This is a genomic window from Shivajiella indica, assembly GCF_042683085.1.
Taxonomy (GTDB): domain Bacteria; phylum Bacteroidota; class Bacteroidia; order Cytophagales; family Cyclobacteriaceae; genus Shivajiella; species Shivajiella indica.
This window is the reverse complement of record NZ_JBHUIV010000034.1, coordinates 178,970-197,482: the sequence shown is the minus strand read 5'-3', so window position 1 is coordinate 197,482 and position 18,513 is coordinate 178,970. Positions and strand designations below refer to the sequence as shown.

The following is an 18,513-nucleotide window of genomic DNA, read 5'->3' as shown; positions in this document are numbered from 1 at the left end:
TCTAAATTAAATATAATTGTGTAAACAGTAAATATTCTTGCCGTTGATCAAGGATATTATAAAGCAAGGATGAAGGAGTTTAACCAAAAAATTTGTTTTTTAGACCTTGAGGCAGACCCTCAAAGTGGAAAATTGTTAGATTTCGGTGCTGTGAAGACCGACGGAAGTACTTTTCATGGCACCAACCTTAAAAAATTTGAAGAGTTTTTAGGCAGCCCTCCCTTTGTATGTGGGCATAATCTTTTGGGACATGACCTCCCCCTTCTCCAGAAAAAAGGGATTCTGTTCGCTGCTGTCATCGATACTTTGTTTTTATCTCCACTGCTTTTTCCCAAGAAGCCTTATCACCATCTGGTAAAAGATGACAAGCTTCAGAGCGACAGTCTCAGCAATCCGCTCAACGATGCCATCAAAGCCAAAGACCTTTTCTACGATGAGCTGAGCGCTTTTTTGGATTTAGATTCAGATTTGCAGAAAATTTTCTATGGCCTACTGGCTCAGGCCGAAGCCTTTAAAGGGTTTTTCGAGTTCTTAGAATTTGACCATTTTGCAGAAGACCTCCCAAAACTTATTCACAGTCATTTTTCAGGAAAAATATGTAGCCATGTAGATATGGATAAGTTTTCGCGACAACAGCCTATTGCCCTTGCCTATGCGCTTTCTTTGATTCAGGGCGGGGACAGGTTTAGCATTACCCCTCCCTGGGTATTGCAACGCTTTCCCGCTACGGACAGGTTGATGACCTTGCTAAGGGGAAGACCCTGCCTTACCGGCTGTGCATATTGCTCCAAAGCATTTGACATCCATGCTGGATTGAAGAGGATTTTTGGCTTTGAACAATTCAGAACATATGAAAATGAGCCTTTGCAGGAAAAGGCTGTTAAAGCGGCAGTGGATGGCAAATCGCTTTTGTGCATCTTTCCCACAGGAGGTGGAAAATCCATCACTTTTCAGTTGCCGGCCCTTATGGCGGGAGAAAGAGAAAAAGCTCTTACCCTTGTCATTTCACCCTTGCAATCCTTGATGAAGGACCAAGTGGATAACCTGGAAAAGATGGGCATCACAGAGGCCGTTACCATCAATGGACTTTTGGACCTCATCGAAAGGTCCAAGTCTTTTGAAAGAGTGGAAGAAGGTTCGGCATCCCTTCTCTACATTTCACCGGAATCATTGCGCTCCAAAACCATTGAAAAGCTCCTCCTTGGACGGAAAATCAATCGGGTAGTGATCGATGAAGCGCATTGCTTTTCTTCCTGGGGACAGGATTTCAGGATTGATTACCTCTACATTGCAGATTTTATCCGAAAGCTTCAAGACACCAAAAACCTTTCTGAACCCATCCCGGTCTCCTGCTTTACAGCCACTGCCAAGCAAAAAGTCATAGAGGATATCCGCAATTACTTCCGCGAAAAGCTTTCCCTCAACCTGGAAATCTTCCGGACGGGAGTTTCCAGGACCAACCTGCGTTTTGAAGTGGTCGAAAGGAACAAAGAGGAGGAAAAGTATGCGGCACTGCGTGATTTGTTGGAAGCGAAGGACTGTCCCAGCATCATCTATGTTTCCAGAACAAGGAAAGCATTTGACTTAGCGCAAAGGCTGAATAAAGACGGTATTCCTGCACGTGCCTACCATGGCAAGATGGACAAAACTGAAAAAAGCCAAAACCAGGACGCTTTTATTGCAGGAGAAGTAAATACCATGGTGGCCACCTCTGCTTTTGGCATGGGAGTGGATAAAAAGGATGTGGGTTTGGTGGTGCATTATGAAATCTCAGATTCCCTGGAAAACTATGTACAGGAAGCCGGACGTGCAGGAAGGGATGAAAATATCGAAGCGGAGTGTTTTGTCCTCTTTGATGAAGAAGATCTCAGCAAGCATTTTATCCTTTTGAATCAAACCAAAATTACCCTCAAAGAAATCCAACAGGTCTGGAAAGCGATCAAAAATCTCACCCGTTACAGAAGTCAGATAAGCAATTCCGCCCTGGAAATTGCCCGTCAGGCAGGTTGGGACGATTCCATTCGGGAAATTGAAACCCGGGTAACTACGGCCATAGCCGCCCTGGAAGATGCCGGATACCTCAAGCGTGGACAAAACATGCCCAAAATCTTTGCCAGCAGCATTCAGGTAAACAATGCCCAGGAGGCAATCCAAAAAATCGAAACTTCATCCAAATTTTCCCAACAACAAAAGATTCAGGCAGTCCGAATCATCAAAAAACTTTTTTCCTCCAAAAGCCGAGAGAAAAACCTTGAAGATGAGGCTGAGGCAAGGATTGACTATATCGCTGACCACCTGGCCATGGTCAAAGAAGAGGTCATTGAAATAATTCACTTGCTGAGAGAGGAAAAAATCCTGGCCGATTCCAAAGACCTGCAGGCATATATCCGAAGATCAGATGCTATTCAAAAGCCCATGGATATTGTGGAAAACATCGGTTTGTTGGAAAATTACCTCTTGGGCCAAATCAACGCTGAAGCTAGAATTTTCCAGATAAAAAGCCTTAATGAAGGTGCCGCACTGGAAGGCTTAAAGGGCATAACGCCTGCCAAAATACGAACTGTGATCAATTACTGGTCCATCAAAAACTGGGTCAGCAAGCAATTTTCTGCCTCCTCCAAAAACCATGTGGAGCTAAAAGCCAACTTATCCACAGAAGTGCTGAAAGAAAAATTCCGCAAAAGGCATGATTTGGCCCGATTTATTGTGGATTATCTATTTCGAAAGGCAGCTTTGGCGGCACCTGACTTACCATTGTTTTCGGGGGAAATGCCTGTGGATTTTTCGGTACTCGAACTAAAAGAGGCATACGAGGCTGAAGCAGGTCTTTTTGAAAGAAGTTGTACACCCGCTGATGTGGAGGATGCTCTTTTCTACCTTTCCAGGATGGATGCCCTTAAAATTGAAGGTGGATTTTTGGTACTCTACAACCGCCTGACCATAGAACGTACCGAAAGAGACAATAAGGCCCGTTACAAGCAGGAAGATTACCAGAAGCTGGAACGGTTTTATGAAAACAAGGTGCAGCAGATCCACATTGTTGGGGAATATGCCAAAAAGATGATTTCAGACTATCGGGACGCCCTACAATTTGTAGAGGATTACTTCCAGATGAATTACGCGGCTTTTCTCAATAAATATTTCAAGGGCAACCGCCAAAAGGAAATCAGCCGTAACATTACTCCTGCCAAATTCAGGAAGCTTTTTGGGGAGTTATCTCCAGCCCAACTGAAGATCATCAATGATCAAAATTCCAGGAATATTGTTGTGGCCGCTGGGCCGGGAAGTGGAAAAACCAGGATACTTGTCCACAAACTGGCTGCGCTCCTGTTGATGGAAGATGTGAAACAAGAGCAGTTGCTGATGTTGACCTTCTCCAGGGCTGCGGCCACGGAATTCAAAAAACGCTTGATGGACCTGATAGGAAATGCTGCCCTATTTGTGGATATCAAAACCTTTCATGGTTATTGTTTTGAAATTGTTGGAAAGGTGGGTAGTCTGGAAAAAACCGATGATGTTATCGAACAGGCCACCCAAATGATCAGGGAAAATAAAACTGATCCTAAGGAGGTTACACGCACCGTTTTGGTGATTGATGAGGCACAGGATATCAGCAGTCAAGAATTTGCCTTAATAGAGGCATTGATGGAACAAAATGAGGACATGCGGGTCATTGCCGTGGGAGACGATGACCAGAACATCTATGAATTCCGGGGTTCCAGCTCAGTATACCTTGAAAAATTCATCAAAGAAAAGGGGGCCCAGAAATATGAGTTGGTGGAAAATTATAGGAGCAAATCCAATCTGGTCGATTTCTCAAATCAATGGGCGGCAACCATAAGCCAGAGATTGAAAACAAACCCCATTATGGCCCATGATTCAGGATTAGGTTCCTTGCGTTTTTACAAACACCGGGGCCCATTTCTTTTGTCTGCCCTAATGGATGATTTTTTGTCCTCAACTCTTAAGGGTATAATAGGAATTTTATGCAGGACCAATGAGGAAGCTTTAAGTATTTTAAGTCGACTTTTGCAAAAAAACATTTCCGCCAAGCTGATTCAAAGCCATGAGCAATTCCATTTGCTGCAACTCTTTGAAATCCGATTTTTCTTCAATTCCCTTTCTCTCGGACCGGGTCAATATACCATCCCTGAAGAAAAATGGAAAAGATCGAGGCAGCAGCTGGAAACTGCTTTTGGCCATAGCAACAAATGGGATCTTGTCAAGCGCATGTTGGATGATTTTGAACAGATCTTTCCCAAAACTAAGTACCGTACGGATCTGGAAGAGTTTATCCGGGAATCCAGTATAGAGGATTTTGCTGATCAGGAATATGGTACTGCTTTGGTTTCTACCATTCATAAAGCCAAGGGCAAAGAGTTTGACCAGGTGTATATGATGCTTAACCAATCCGATTGCAGGGATGACCAAGAGCGCCGCCTTTTGTATGTGGGGATGACTCGGGCCAAGTCCTTACTTTCTATTCATTATCGCGGTAATTATTTGGATGGCATCACCGCAGAAGCCATGGAAAGAACTGAAGTCCCGGCCCTTGAGGAAGATCATGGACCTTTGCTTCTACAGTTGGGCTTGAAGGATATCAATTTGGGTTTTTGTGCCTTCAGACAAAAGCTTATTCACCGCCTAAGGACCGGGGACCTGTTAAGTTTGGAAGGAAATGACTGCTTGAATGATCAGGGTCAGGCTGTTCTTCGATTTTCTCTGGCATTCCAGCAATGCTTTGCCCAGTATATGGAAAAAGGCTATAACGTGCAGCAGGTATCCGTCAACTGGCTGGTCTATTGGCACAATCCGGAGACCGAAAAGGATGTGTTGGTGCTACTACCGGAGTTGGTGCTATTTAAAGAAAATACGAAACAGATTTAATAAATAGTCTGGTTAATTAAGGATAAAGCCAAAGGCAATCCTGCATTTTGATTTTGAACCTTAAATATCACTACTGAGTATACCCTATGAAACCAACTAATTCCATATGATCCATTCAGATTTTATCCATCACAATCCTAAGCTCCATATTTTTCTTCCACTTTACTATACACTCTGGGCAGATAGTATCCTGACACCCACTGAAATCAAAGAAATGGAAGGGTTGATAGAGCGGCAGGAATGGTTGGATATTGAAGAAAAGGCTTGGCTTCTGGAGAAATTGAACCCCACACAACCTCCCAAGCCCAAAGCCCTTAAAGCGATCCGAAAAGAGATCAGGTCTTTGGAAATCAAAGAACTGGAAAGTCTCAGCAGCATAGGAATGGCGCTTGTCCGTAAGTATGATCCAAAGCTAGCATTCAGCCAAAAAACGATACTTGATTTTCAGAATACCGAACGTTCACTCGGTCTCCTAGGAAAGGAAGCCGGCTATGCTTTCAAATCAGGTCATCAGACTATTACCACAAGCCATATAGCGGAACAAAATTTTTACATCAATGAGATGGCCAAAATTCTGGATGGCAACCAAGCAGAGCTGATCCGAAAAGTAAAAACCATCATTGCTGATCCAACTTTTGCTTACAGGGAGTTTGACAGCCTAAAGGAACAGCGGGAACAAACGCTGGTTTGGTGTCAGGAACTTGCCAGGCAGGGCTTTGGGGCATGGGCTTTTCCCAAATTCGCTGGAGGTAAGCAAGACATGGAGGGTTACTTTACTATCATGGAAACCCTCTCTTACCATGACCTGAGTATGGTCATCAAATTTGGGGTGCAGTTTGGACTATGGGGTATGAGTATCTTTTTTCTTGGTACGGACAAACACCATCAAAAATACCTCAAAGATGTGGGCAGTCTAAAATTGCCCGGTTGCTTTGCCATGACGGAAACCGGACACGGGTCCAATGTGAGAGGCTTGGAGACTACGGCCACCTACAATCACAGCAAAAAGACCTTCACCATCCATACCCCCAATCCGGATGCCAGAAAGGAATACATCGGTAATGCTGCCATGCACGGTCAAATGGCAACGGTTTTTGCCAAGCTGATGATTGATGGAGAGGACTTTGGGGTAAATGCTTTCATTGTTCCCCTAAGAGATGCCCAAGGTAATATGGAGCCCGGTGTAAGCATAGAAGACTGTGGCCGGAAGATGGGACTAAATGGGGTTGACAATGGTGTGATATACTTTGATCAGGTAGAAATTCCAAAGGAAAACATGCTGGACAGGTTCTCCTTTGTCAATGAAGCAGGTGAATTTGAAAGCCCCATCAGTTCTGACAACAGGAGATTTTTTACTATGCTCGGTACTTTGGTGGGCGGAAGGATAGGGATACCAAGGTCTGCCCTATCTGCTTCCAAAACAGGGTTGACCATTGCTATCCGACATGGGGAAAAGCGCAGGCAGTTTGGTCCTGAAGGAGGCGAAGAGGTGCCTATCTTGAATTACAGAATGCATCAAAGGAGATTGATGCCGCCATTGGCAAGCAGTTATGCACTCCACTTTGCTTTGCGCTACCTCACTGAGCGGTTTTTGAACAGAACGGAGGAAGATGCCCAGGAGATTGAGGCATTGGCAGCGGGATTAAAGGCCTATACGACCTGGTTTACCACAGCGACGTTGCAGGAATGCCGGGAAGCCTGTGGGGGTAAAGGATACCTCTCAGAAAACAGAATCGATTCCCTCAAAAATGATACAGATGTATATACCACTTTCGAAGGAGATAATGTAGTCTTGATGCAGTTGGTCGCTAAAAATAGACTGACGGAATTCAGGCAGGAATTTGGTGACATGAACTTGTTTACCATCTTCAATTATGTGGTCAGTCAGGCTACGACCTCGATCACGGAAAAGAATCCCTTGATTGTAAGAAATACGGATCAGGCCCATCTATTGGACATGGACTTCCACCTGAATGCCTTTAGATACAGGGAGAGAGCGATCCTGTCGAGTGCAGCCCAAAGGATCAAAAGGCATATTGACAGTGGAATGGATTCCTTTGATGCCTTCAATGTAGTACAGCACCATTTGGTCAATGTGGGGCAGGCTTATATTGAAAGGATCATCTTGGAAGAATTCCAAAAAGCAGTAAGAGAAGTTGCCGACAAAGGTGTGCAGGATGCGCTGACCCAACTTTGCCAGTTGTATGCTTTGCATACGATAGAAAAAAATAGCGCTTGGTACCTGGAACAAGGGTATATGGAAGGTGTCAAAACCAAAGCGATCAGAAAAGAAGTCAATCAACTCTGTTGGGAAATCAGGAAAAATGCCCTGGCACTTACCGATGCATTTGATATTCCTGAAAACTGCATTGCTGCGCCCATAGCCAGGAGAAGTTGATCTGTTAATAATCCATGATATTGGCCCTTCTCCTCCTGCAAATGTGCCAGGAGAGGTAGCGTTATCTGGGGAAAATGCCTTTATTCCCCACAGGCCCCTTCTTCAAACTTCAAAATACCTTTGGCACCGGCCTCACAGGCATTGCCGTAGGTTTTTCCATCGCAGCCACAGACGGGTTGATAGATGGCTGGACACATGATATCTTCCCTTATCTTACTGCTATCAAAGCAGTCTTTGGCCAATAACACCTCAGGTTCAGATTGTACAGTTTCACACATAAAAGCTGAGGAAAAAAGGAACGGAAGAATAAATAGAAGGTTCAGTGTTTTTTTCATGGTCTTGGTATTTCACATAAGACGAATAAAAGGGCTAAAGGCGCTACAGGCAATAGGTTATTTTTTTTCTTAAAATTATCCGATTAAAATTAGTTGTGGGGTTGGGGAATGGTTTGGCAATTAGTATTTTCAGAGAAATGAAAATGAACAATGGAATTTCCTAAGGATTCAAACCTTCCTACTCATCTATTAGCTTCTTGTTTTGATAGCACATCTGCTACCTATAAGTACTATTGGTTTTTGAGTATTCTAGATTGTCTTAATGGTGAAAAAAGGATAATTGAAAAAAGAGACCTCTTCGCTCGGATGGTAGCCATACCTTGGTATACAGTGAATTATTTTCAGGTTTCTTTTGGTAAGCAGGATGTGATTCATAGAGCAGTAGAAAATATAAAACGAATTGAAAATATCTCCATTGAGGAACATAAAAGTGTAATTGTAGAAAAGTTAGTTCAATCTCAAAATCAAGAAACTCAAAAGACACTGAATCATTTTAATAATCAAGTTCCGCATTGGTTTTTAGCTCCCTGGTTAAAAGGAGAAAAATTGATATCAAGAATATACTCTAGGTCTCAAGGCTTTGAAAATGATTGTTTATATGCACTTTACCCAAATCATGTTGAAATAAACTCGAGTTGGATACCTTACCTAATCCAAAATATACGCTTTTTAAGAGACTTTTGCTTTTGGAATCTCGCCATTTTCTTACAAAAAAGGAATCCTGGCTTACCTGATGTTCCAAGTAAACTTATAAAGCCTCCTTCAAGAAGCCCATTAACCAATCAAAGGAAGAACTTTTGGAATCTTTTCTTTGATGAAGTAGGAACAATGAAGTGTATTTATACTGGCGAAAATCTAAATAAGTCAAATTACGTGGTCGAACATTTTATTCCCCACAGATATGTTTGTCATGATCTTATTTGGAATCTTGTACCGGCCGATTCATCATTCAACTCCACCAAAAGTGACAAAATACCCGTATTAGAAGACTTCTTTGATGATTTTTATGAAATTCATAGAAAGGCCATTGAAATTGTTTCAATAAAAGACCCCAAATCAAATTACCTTTTTGAATACTTAGATATCTTCCAAGGTGTCCAGGATATACAAAAATTATCAGAATCATTTGAAAAAGAAAAATTCAGAAAAACTTTTAATCCAATGGTTTTAATGGCAATTAATAATGGGTTTCAATCTTTAGCTAAATCATGAAAAATGAGTTTTCCCATCTCACTGCTAAAGAAAGAGAAAAACTTTCTTATCCAGCAAGATTGCTTTTGGATAAGGCGTTGCTTAGGGGAAAGATCCTAGATTTTGGTTGTGGTTTTGGAAAGGATGTGGAAATTCTCCAATCCAAGGGTTTGGATATTCAAGGGTATGACAGGCATTATTTTCCAACTTATCCACAAGGTAAATTTGATACCATCATCTGTTTTTATGTTCTGAATGTGTTGATGCTGGAAGAACAAACCAAGGTTTTGCTGGAAATTTCGCAAATATTAAAACCAGGAGGAATAGCCTATTTTTCTGTCAGAAGGGATGTGAAAAAATCAGGTTTCAGAACCCACAAAATACACCAAAAACCCACTTATCAATGTAACGTGATACTTCCATTTCAATCTGTTTTTCGAAATGAAAACTGTGAAATTTATGAATATCAACATATTAATCATCTGATTCATGAAGATGGTCAGTCGTGTATTTTTTGTAACCCTTCGAAGGATATGGAATTGATTGCAGAATCGGCATCAGTTTATGCTATTTATGACAAATATCCAGTTGGAAATGGCCATGCTTTGATTATTCCAAAAAGACATGTGGAAAACTTTTTTGATTTAAGCTTAAAAGAACAAATAGCTTTGTTTTTTGTGCTTAACCATATTAAAATCCATCTTCAAAATCTTTTTAATCCGGATGGATTTAATGTGGGAATCAACATTGGAGAAAAAGCTGGTCAAACCATCCCCCATGTGCATATTCATTTAATTCCAAGGTTTGCAGGAGATATGGATGATCCAGAAGGAGGAGTTAGAGGGGTCATACCCGAAAAAAGGAAGTATCGGTAAGTTAAATATTATCGGGTTTTTATTTTTCAAAACCCACAACCCCACACCTAAAAAATCAGTATACCTTACCATGAAGAAATTTTTGATCCTTTCTCTTTTTGTGCTATTAATGCAATCCTGTATCTCTGCCCGCGTAAGTTCCCATAAATTGGTGGATAATTCGATCCGGTATGAAAAACTTTTGCTCTTGATCACGGATTCAGAAAATGTGTTTTACCATTGGGATGAGGAAAACTTCAATGCGATTATCAACGGAAGGTTCAATGATATGGACGGGCAGAACAGAAGGCGGTCTTTATCCAATAACCTATTTGATCGTTTTTCCAGAGAGCTGGTAAAAGACCTTTACAACAAAGGGTTTATAGCAATACCAACCCTGAATTGATTTTTAATTATTCCCAAAACTTTATCCACAAAGTAAAAATGGTTTTTTTAAATCAAGGGAAATGTTTTGGTTATCCTTTAATGAATGATCAATGGTAATTTACAATTTGTAAATTACTAGATAGAAGCATATTCCCATTCTATGGGAAGTCAAGTATTTAATCTGCAGCAATTCTTAAAGTAAGTCCCATTACATTTATGGAAATTTAAAGCCCTTTATTTTTTTCATTTTTGGATAAAGCATCAAAAATTGCAGTAACTTTCTTTGTGCTTTAAAAGTCATGAAAATCCACCGCACCTCCTCCTTTAAAAACCCTGTACAGGACCACCTATGGTTTAGAAATTGGGTCGAAAGGCTTGAAATGGCCAATGGGAGAAAATATGGTGAAAAGGTTATCCATACTTCTTTGGGGAAAACGCAAATTTGGACCCTAAAGGACTTTGATCCTAAAAAGGAAACACTTTTGGTTTTTCCCGGCGCAAGAACTACGGTTCTGTTCTGGGACCTGGACAAAAACCTCAATGCTTTGGTTGACCATGTGAATATTTTTTTGGTAGAAACCAATGGTCTTCCCAATCTCAGTGATGGGAATACCCCGGATATTAAAGGAAATGGTTATGGCTCATGGGCTAAGGAAATTGTGGATAACCTGGAATTGGACAAGGTTTTTGTTGCCGGTGCTTCCTTCGGTGGCCTGATCTGCATGAAAATGGCTCTGGTCTGTCCTGAAAGAATACACACAGTTTTTTTACTTAATCCTGGCTGCCTTCAGCCATTTTCCTTAAGATTCAAAAACCTGTATTATAACCTCCTCCCCATTTTTTCTCCCACAGAAAAGAATGTCCGGAAGTTCTTATATCAAGCCATCCTTTGTTATCCACATCATTCTCTTTCAAAAGAAGCAGAACAGCTTTTGGTGGATTATGAAGTTTTTGCTATTAGGAATTATAAAGACAATACCCAAAAACCATATGATATGGGTATGGAACTCACAGGGGTAACTGTTCCTGTTTACTTGCTTTTGGGAGATAAAGACCTGCTTTTCCCTTACCAAAAATCAGCGAAGAATGCAGTGGACAGTTTCTCCAAGCTACAAGAGATCAAGGTTTTTGAGAATGTAGGACATGGTATAGAGACCTTTCTTCCTACCTTTTTGTATATTAGGGATACTTTGATAAAGTCAAATAAGAACAATGATCAGTAGATTTTTTTCCATCCTTAAAGCCCCAATTATTTTCCTTTTGAGAAAACCGACATTGTGGATAACTAAAAAAGTATCCTCATCACCGGATAAAGAATTTGTGTTTCAGCGACTCTCAGAACTGTATCAGGATATTGTGGATAACCCTGAACCAAAAAACGGAGCGCTCTATGAAATTGACCTAAAAAGCGGAACCACGATTATTTTCTCTGACCACCATAAAGGCAATAGGGGAAAAAGTGATGAGTTCAGGTATGCTGAAAAAAACTACCTGGCCGCCTTGGATTATTATGAGCAAAAAAAGGCCAATTATATCAATTTAGGTGATTCAGAGGAATTCTGGAAATTCAATATTTTTTCCATCATGAAGCATAATCATGATACTTTTGAAGCAGAGAAAAAATTCATCAAAAGAAACGCATTTTATAAGATTTATGGCAATCATGATATATTTTGGAAAATTGATCCCTTCGCAAAAATGTATCTCTGGCAGGTTTTTGGAAAGGCGATCAATATCTATGGGGGTATTGTCATTCGGGTGAAATTTGAAAATGGCAAATATATAGATGTATTTTGTACACATGGCCACCAAGGGGATAGAAAATCGGATGGTAATAAGTTTTCGATTTGGTTTGTCTCCTATATCTGGGCACCATTCCAATCTTTTTTGGAAATTAACATCAATACTCCGGCAAAAATCCAGGGCGAGAAGACCCTACATAACAGATTGATGTATGAATGGAGTCAAGCACAGGAAAATGTGGTTTTAATTACAGGGCATACGCACCAACCTATTTTCCATTCCTATAGTCATATACAGACTTTAAGGGAAAGGTTGGCAGAGGCTTTAAAAATCGGAGATAAAGCGGTTGTGGAGGATTTGGAAGAAAAAATCAAAAGGCATCCCAGTCAATGCGAGGGGACCTCTTCCGAAAAACCAAAATATAAACCCACCTATTTCAATGCGGGTTGTTGTTGCTTCAGTGACAACAGTATCACAGGGATTGAGATTTCTGAAGGTTTTGCCCGGCTGGTATCTTGGTATGAAGAAGAGGGGACGTCGAAAAGAGAAGTTTTGGAGGAATTACCTTTAAGCGAATTGAGGCATATGTTTTTTGACTGAAAAGAATGTGGATAAGTTTTAAACCCTTTGAAATTCTGTTTTTAAGTGAGATTTTTTTGGTAAATTCATTGATGATGTATTCAAAAAATGACTTCAACAACAATCAAGAAATTTTTTGAATAAATTCACATTAAATCATTGATTGGAATAATCATCAATCAACTTTCCCATTAAACTTTTCAATCTTGATCTGTCCCTATCCGGCCATTTTTCCATTTTATCTTGCACCTTTTCTGGTATAGATTGGGCTTTGTTCTGAAGGGTTTTCCCCGGATAGGTTAACTGGATGACAACCTTCCTTTCATCATCTTCACTTCTTTCACGTTTGACCAAATTGAGGGACTCCAGACGTTTGAGCAGGGGTGTCAGCGTACCCGAATCCAATTGCAGTTTGTCTCCGATCCGGGAGACCATCTGACCATCCTCTTCCCATAATGCCAACATCACCAAATATTGCGGATAAGTTAATCCAATTACCTCCAATGGCTCACGGTAAGCCTGGGTAATCAACCGAGAGGCCACATAAAAATTATATCCGAAATCCTGACTTAAAAGTGATTCTTTTTCCATATCAAATTCAATTGAGAACAATTGAATTTAGGAAAATCTAGATTAAATGACAATGTTTAAACATAAAGAAATACAAAAAGGGATTATTTTTTCCTGATGGTAGAAATTTTTCGAATCACAAAAGTGAACAAAGTGGACAAAAGATGAATCTATCTTAATCCTTCCGACATCTGCCTTTCGCTTTCCTACTTATCCCGCACTTTCAGCGCTTCCATGGGGAGATTTACCGCTTTGCCCCAGGGCGATGCCCTGGGTTTTCACATTTCGGCCCTTCAGGCCTGATCCGTCCATTTTCCAATTCTTTCGCTTTCCCTATTGAATATCAAAGAGATGTTTCGCTTTGCTCAACATGACGATTGAATTATTATACTACTTGAAATCAACATTACACTTATTCCGAAATCAATAATACCTTCCTATCATAGGATGGTCCACAATCGCTTTTTTCAAAGCCAATGAGTTGATTTCTCCAGGAACTTTGTAGGCTACATTGCCTCCCGGTTCAATCAACAAAGTGATTGGCAAGCTGCCATCCCAATCATTTTTGACCACATCTATGATGGCATATTTGTCATCGGTATCCATAAGATAGTTAGGAACAGCGGAATATTTAGTTTTTAAAAACTTCAACACTTTGTCTTCCTGTTCCGGATTGTCCATGCTTACAGAAACAAACCTGAAATCCCTGGCCCCATACATACGGTACATTTCAATAAATTCAGGGTATTCCACTACACAAGGCCCACACCAAGTGGCCCAGAAATTCACTAACAACAGTTCATCGCTTTCATTTTTTAATAACTCAGCCAATTCTGTGGTGGATATTTTATTCAATTCCACAGGTTTTTTCTTCCATTCTTCATTGGTTTTGATGGTGTATTCGTTTTTCCAGGCCCATTTGGTAGAACAACCAAAAGCAGGGGTAATTGCCTTATCCGGATCCAAAGGCTCGCCAACCAATGTTTTATCAATGGCCAAACGTAAGTCCTCGGAATTGGCTGTACCCGGTTTTTCAGAAGCATCCAACCTCCCGGAATAAGTCAGTTTTCTTTCTTTATCAAAGACAAAGACATGGGGAGTTGCAATTGGACCATAAGCCAATGAATATTCATGTTTGTCCCCATCATAGAGATAAGGGAAATTATATTTCATGTCCTCATAACGGATCTGCATGCTCCGGTAATCATCACTCAGATCGGTATAGCCCAGTTCCTCCGGCAGTATGCCAATGGGACTATTGGGCGAAATGGCCATAAAAGCTACTCCTTTACTTTTATATTCATTCACCAGGTTGATAAAGCGTTCCTCATAGGCCTGCGCCGTGGGACAATGGTTGCAGGTGAAATTAATGACCAATACTTCCGCGTCTGAGAAGTCATCAATGGAAACATACTTTCCATCAATATTGGGCAGTCTGAAATAGGGTGCTTTATCCCCTATAGCCAGTTTGCCTACAGGCTGTTCTGACATTTCCTGTGGATTGGGGACAAAACCTCCTGCAGAGGTGATATTCCCATTTCCTTCATTACTATTTTGTCCACATGCCCAAAACATGGTGACAGCAAGCAACATTAATGTGGATAACTTAGTTTTTTTCATAGCTTTTTTCATAAAGGGTGCTTTATAAAGGAATTCGAAACTCTGTTTGATACTTTACTATAGAATTAAATTTCACTTTTTAACTTCTACCAAACTTCCATCGTGATCTTATCTCAATGACTTTTAATTTTTTGAAAGTTAAGAAACCCAAGAGGGGTCTATTTTGATGGTTTTAGGAAATCTCTTCGTTTTTTCATGTTTTGAATCTATTTAAACGAAAAGTTTTCATCATAAATTTACCCTCCCATCAAATATGCTGCAATCTGTGCTATCTCATTTTCCGAGATATCCATCCAAGCCGGACTGGGCATTAAGCTGTGGGGAAGTTGTCGCCTACCTTTGATCATATCAGCGGGGATATGATATTTCCTACCAGAACTTTCTAATACTGTAACCACCGGGCCGCTGGATTGAAGTATCCCATAAAGCATAGTTCCGTTGTTCAATTCAATCAGGAAAGTCTCTGAGCCAAAGCCTATACCTGCATCAGGCTCCAGAATTGCTTCTATCAAGCCAGTCTTACTGAATTTTTGGTTTACCTGTCGTAAATCCGGTCCAATCTCATTTTCTACCTGCCCGATGGAATGACAAACCGCACAATGCCGAATGGCCAAGGTCTCCCCTTGTCCTAAGGCTGTTTTTGCTCTTTCCACTTCCTTCCTGTCCAGTGACTTGGGTGGTTCCAAGGGAAAATAATGGGCCAACAGACTCTTATTTGCCAAATTGTTCTCAACCTCCAACCATTTTGCAGCCATTTCTTTTTCATGCTTGGAGAGCCTTCCCATGATTGCAAGTTGTGTGAGGTGTAGCCTTCCCTGCATCTCGGAAGCCAGCGCTTGAATGGCCATTTCTCTATCTGCCTTTGCAGCCAATGTGTCCATCAATGTTGCTTTAAAAACCAATACCTCAGGTTCCACCTTAGGTAAGTTATCTTGAGGGGAATCCCAGTCCGCCAAATAGGCTTTCCAATCATTGGTTTTTCTAAAATGAAGCCACCACTGCGCTTGGGATTTTTCCTCTCCTGAGACATTGGCATAATAATTACGCATTTCAGCAGCAGCTTTTGGAGTATTGATAAATGCCAAAGAAGTCATAGCTTCTTCCCTTTCTTTTCCTGTAAGCTTGGCCATACGAATAGCCAAGTCATCCACAGCCTCGGCAGGATGGAGTTCCCAGACCAATTTCGCCAAAGGTTGGGGCCATGTCTCAGACTCATTGGCATCAAAATACCTAAGTAACTCGGGATAAATCTTTTCCCTGTGGGCGGCGAAACCTATCCCCAAGGCATGAAGCAACCAAGGATCATGCCCGTCGTATTCCCCTACTATTGAGAAGAGTAAACCCCGACTTTGGTCCAAAGCCAAGTCCCTTAAAGATATGGCCACTTCTGCCATAACAACGGGATGTTTTGCCTCTAAGGCAAAATGGGCATAGTCCAACAAATTGTCTCCATCAAACTTCCCCAATGCCCTGAATGCAGCAAGCGCCAATTCTGGGTCATTATGGTTTATAAACTTTTGGATTTTTTCTTTTTCTCCCAACTCGGCCAATAACCAGATCGTTCTCGCCTGAATAAAAGAATTTGACGATTCCAACAAAGGTAATAGGGCTGGAATAGCAGCTTGGCCCTTCTCCAATAATCCTTCCCTTGCGTATCCTCTCACGTGGATGGCTGGGTTTTGAAAGGCCTGAACCAGGCCCTCTAAGCTTGAAAAATCCAATTTGGGTTTTTCAAGGGATTTATTCGCGGGCTGTATTTTATATATTCTGCCATGCCCCTTTTTGTCCATCATCTGATGGCCTCCCACTATAGGGTCAAACCAATCTGCTACATACAAAGCACCCTCCGTTCCCACGGCTATATCGCTGGGCCTAAACCACTTGCTTTGATCGTCCTCGACTTCATGCCAAATGTAATTCGTATTATCTACCTTAACGGATGAAATAAAGGCCGTTCTCTCCTCAAGTGGATAACCCGCTCCTCGCAATGTAGGGTGATAGCCAAAAATAATATTTCTGCCTGCATCAGCACTAAGTAGCATGCCTTGGTAGGCTTTTCCCAATTCATCTCCTTCTAATCTCACTATGCCTGTTGGAGATCCAGCACCATAAATATCACCTGCCGGCAAAACCCCAGGGTCATATTGATGCCAATGTGCCATAGGCACTGTATGTCCAGGCCTACGGTCTGCCTGCCAGGTTCGTTCTCCGGTGGCACTAAAAAAACCCGCGTTACTTCCTTCCATTAGCCATGTGGTCCTGCAAGAGGCTGTCTGATCATCATTGTCGCTTTGCCACATATTGCCAAAGGAATCTACAGCTACCTCATAGGCATTTCTGAAGTTGTGGGATATCACCTGCATACCCGTACCATCTTGATTCACCCGAATAACCAAACCCCCTGTATACACTTTTCCATCATCACTTACCTGATTGGGCAGGTTCTCTTCAGCATAAGGGGTGAATTCATTGTATACACTTCCGGAACGAAGGGTCCAACCATCCCTATCCTTCACTTGATGGGGGCCTGCATTGCCGACGATAAAATACCACTTTCCGTCGGGGCCCAAAACTCCTGCATGAAGACCATGATCATGATCCCTACCTCCAAAGCCCGTTAGAAATATCTCTTTTTTGTCTGGCCTATCATCCCCATTCTCATCGGTATAGATAATGATATGAGGGGCACAAGAAACTATTACACGATTTCCTATCACTGCCAATCCCAGCGGAGACCGTAAATCAGGGTCCTGCACAAACATTTTTGAGCTGTTTGCTTTTCCATCCCCATTGCTGTCTTCCAAAATCATTACCCTATCTCCCTCTTCATGGACCAAATGGCCCTCAGCATTTCTGAAATCCCTGTAATTCACAGCCTCTGTTACCCATACCCTTCCTTTTGCATCCACATCTATATTGGTAGGATTATAAAAATCCGGGGATTCTGACCAAAGGATCACTTCCAAATCATCAGGAACAAATAACAGTGGAGCTTCTTCTTCTTGCGATGTGCAATTTATGAAGAGCATCACTGGTATTACTATGGTAAATAGTTGTCTCATGCATTGAAAGTTTGATGCAAGAATTTCAAATTTTTTCTGTAGGCCTCTGACATTTCCATTCCATTAGGAATAGCCCCTTCCAAGATGATCCAGTCACGGTAACCTATCTCCTCCAACACATTTCTTACTTTTATAAAATCCACTTCTCCCTTACCCAAAAGATGCCCGTTTTCTTTGGCATGCACTTCACAAATGTAGTCGGTACCTAACAAGCGCATTTCACGAAAAATATCGTATCCCATGCTGGTGGCATTGGCCACGTCATAATAGACCTTAATATGGGAAGAGCCCACTTTTTCAATGATATCCAAATGCTCCTCAGCAGAAAGCCAGGATTCTATGGCCAGATAAACATTTTGCCTTTCGGCCTTTGGGGCTAACTCCTTCAGTTTTCGTATCACTTCTTTTTTGCCTTCCAGATCATCACGTAAATCCCCTTTACCAAAAAAAGCAAGGAGCACAACTTTACATCCCAAAGCATTGGCTACGTCAATACTGTCATGAACCCATTCTTGTGTTTGACCCTCTGATTTATAAGGAACTTCATTTAGCTCTCCAATAGCCAAACTTGCGATTTTTACATTTGTGGATCGAGATGCCTGTAAATATTTTTCTTGCATGTCTCCCAGTCTAAGATGCATATTATCCTTGATAGTTCCCAAACTTACCTGAATACCATCCAGTCCAATTGCCTTGGCGGTTTCAAATGCATTGAGGGAAGCTCTTTGACCTATAGACCAATCACAGGCACCAAAAGAAAATAAGGATTTTGCTTTTAGAGCCGAAGGCAGGAAGAAAACACCCAAACCAATGCCCAAAGATTGTCTGATAAAGGTTCTTCTTGGAGTGGTTTGGGTCGAAAACATTGGAAATTCCTCTTTCACTAA

12 protein-coding genes are annotated in these 18,513 nt (G+C 41.4%); 7 read left to right on the top strand and 5 right to left on the bottom strand.

The features are described 5' to 3' along the window. Window positions 1-69: 69 nt before the first annotated feature. Window positions 70-4,887: a RecQ family ATP-dependent DNA helicase gene (locus tag ACFSKV_RS19790; RefSeq protein WP_380806859.1), complete on the top strand. Its 4,818-nt coding sequence runs from the start codon at window positions 70-72 to the stop codon at window positions 4,885-4,887. A 106-nt stretch (window positions 4,888-4,993) separates the two neighbouring features. Next, window positions 4,994-7,285, top strand: coding sequence for an acyl-CoA dehydrogenase family protein (locus ACFSKV_RS19785; RefSeq protein WP_380806858.1), 2,292 nt, complete (start codon window positions 4,994-4,996; stop codon window positions 7,283-7,285). A gap of 80 nt (window positions 7,286-7,365) precedes the next feature. Here the strand turns inward: ACFSKV_RS19785 and ACFSKV_RS19780 are convergent, their stop codons facing one another. Continuing rightward, a complete protein-coding gene (locus tag ACFSKV_RS19780; RefSeq protein ID WP_380806855.1) occupies window positions 7,366-7,620 on the bottom strand; it encodes a Kazal-type serine protease inhibitor family protein in 255 nt (84 codons plus the stop codon). 150 nt (window positions 7,621-7,770) lie between these two features. Here ACFSKV_RS19780 and ACFSKV_RS19775 point away from each other — a divergent pair, with 150 nt between their 5' ends. The 5 genes from ACFSKV_RS19775 to ACFSKV_RS19755 all read left to right on the top strand — a co-directional run bounded on the left by ACFSKV_RS19775 (window position 7,771) and on the right by ACFSKV_RS19755 (window position 12,395). Continuing rightward, a complete protein-coding gene (locus ACFSKV_RS19775) occupies window positions 7,771-8,832 on the top strand; it encodes an HNH endonuclease domain-containing protein (protein WP_380806853.1) in 1,062 nt (353 codons plus the stop codon). After that, window positions 8,829-9,686: an HIT domain-containing protein gene (locus tag ACFSKV_RS19770; protein ID WP_380806852.1), complete on the top strand. Its 858-nt coding sequence runs from the start codon at window positions 8,829-8,831 to the stop codon at window positions 9,684-9,686. Before ACFSKV_RS19775 ends, ACFSKV_RS19770 begins: the two co-directional genes overlap by 4 nt. A gap of 70 nt (window positions 9,687-9,756) precedes the next feature. After that, window positions 9,757-10,071: a hypothetical protein gene (locus ACFSKV_RS19765; RefSeq protein WP_380806850.1), complete on the top strand. Its 315-nt coding sequence runs from the start codon at window positions 9,757-9,759 to the stop codon at window positions 10,069-10,071. A 280-nt stretch (window positions 10,072-10,351) separates the two neighbouring features. Then, window positions 10,352-11,275 carry a serine aminopeptidase domain-containing protein gene (locus ACFSKV_RS19760; protein WP_380806848.1) on the top strand — a complete coding sequence of 308 codons (924 nt, stop codon included), beginning with the start codon at window positions 10,352-10,354 and terminating at the stop codon, window positions 11,273-11,275. Continuing rightward, complete coding sequence (locus tag ACFSKV_RS19755) at window positions 11,265-12,395, top strand: metallophosphoesterase (RefSeq protein ID WP_380806845.1); 1,131 nt, start codon at window positions 11,265-11,267, stop codon at window positions 12,393-12,395. Before ACFSKV_RS19760 ends, ACFSKV_RS19755 begins: the two co-directional genes overlap by 11 nt. Before the next feature lie 135 nt (window positions 12,396-12,530). Here the strand turns inward: ACFSKV_RS19755 and ACFSKV_RS19750 are convergent, their stop codons facing one another. The 4 genes from ACFSKV_RS19750 to ACFSKV_RS19735 all read right to left on the bottom strand — a co-directional run bounded on the left by ACFSKV_RS19750 (window position 12,531) and on the right by ACFSKV_RS19735 (window position 18,492). Beyond that, window positions 12,531-12,965, bottom strand: a complete 435-nt coding sequence (locus tag ACFSKV_RS19750) for a MarR family winged helix-turn-helix transcriptional regulator (RefSeq protein ID WP_380806844.1) — start codon at window positions 12,963-12,965, stop codon at window positions 12,531-12,533. Window positions 12,966-13,367: 402 nt separating this feature from the next. Continuing rightward, the gene (locus ACFSKV_RS19745; protein ID WP_380806841.1) at window positions 13,368-14,564 is read right to left on the bottom strand and encodes a redoxin domain-containing protein; all 1,197 of its coding nucleotides are present in this window, start codon (window positions 14,562-14,564) and stop codon (window positions 13,368-13,370) included. Between the two features lie 236 nt (window positions 14,565-14,800). Next, a complete protein-coding gene (locus ACFSKV_RS19740; protein WP_380806839.1) occupies window positions 14,801-17,626 on the bottom strand; it encodes a PVC-type heme-binding CxxCH protein in 2,826 nt (941 codons plus the stop codon). Continuing rightward, complete coding sequence (locus ACFSKV_RS19735; RefSeq protein WP_380806838.1) at window positions 17,623-18,492, bottom strand: sugar phosphate isomerase/epimerase family protein; 870 nt, start codon at window positions 18,490-18,492, stop codon at window positions 17,623-17,625. Before ACFSKV_RS19735 ends, ACFSKV_RS19740 begins: the two co-directional genes overlap by 4 nt. Window positions 18,493-18,513: the final 21 nt, after the last annotated feature.

What these genes read in the sequence shown, in the direction of transcription:
- ACFSKV_RS19790 (WP_380806859.1), top strand. Translation starts at nt 70, where the DNA reads ATGAAGGAGTTTAACCAAAAAATTTGTTTTTTAGACCTTGAGGCAGAC.
- ACFSKV_RS19785 (WP_380806858.1), top strand. Translation starts at nt 4,994, where the DNA reads ATGATCCATTCAGATTTTATCCATCACAATCCTAAGCTCCATATTTTT.
- ACFSKV_RS19780 (WP_380806855.1), bottom strand. Translation starts at nt 7,620, where the DNA reads ATGAAAAAAACACTGAACCTTCTATTTATTCTTCCGTTCCTTTTTTCC.
- ACFSKV_RS19775 (WP_380806853.1), top strand. Translation starts at nt 7,771, where the DNA reads ATGGAATTTCCTAAGGATTCAAACCTTCCTACTCATCTATTAGCTTCT.
- ACFSKV_RS19770 (WP_380806852.1), top strand. Translation starts at nt 8,829, where the DNA reads ATGAAAAATGAGTTTTCCCATCTCACTGCTAAAGAAAGAGAAAAACTT.
- ACFSKV_RS19765 (WP_380806850.1), top strand. Translation starts at nt 9,757, where the DNA reads ATGAAGAAATTTTTGATCCTTTCTCTTTTTGTGCTATTAATGCAATCC.
- ACFSKV_RS19760 (WP_380806848.1), top strand. Translation starts at nt 10,352, where the DNA reads ATGAAAATCCACCGCACCTCCTCCTTTAAAAACCCTGTACAGGACCAC.
- ACFSKV_RS19755 (WP_380806845.1), top strand. Translation starts at nt 11,265, where the DNA reads ATGATCAGTAGATTTTTTTCCATCCTTAAAGCCCCAATTATTTTCCTT.
- ACFSKV_RS19750 (WP_380806844.1), bottom strand. Translation starts at nt 12,965, where the DNA reads ATGGAAAAAGAATCACTTTTAAGTCAGGATTTCGGATATAATTTTTAT.
- ACFSKV_RS19745 (WP_380806841.1), bottom strand. Translation starts at nt 14,564, where the DNA reads ATGAAAAAAACTAAGTTATCCACATTAATGTTGCTTGCTGTCACCATG.
- ACFSKV_RS19740 (WP_380806839.1), bottom strand. Translation starts at nt 17,626, where the DNA reads ATGAGACAACTATTTACCATAGTAATACCAGTGATGCTCTTCATAAAT.
- ACFSKV_RS19735 (WP_380806838.1), bottom strand. Translation starts at nt 18,492, where the DNA reads ATGTTTTCGACCCAAACCACTCCAAGAAGAACCTTTATCAGACAATCT.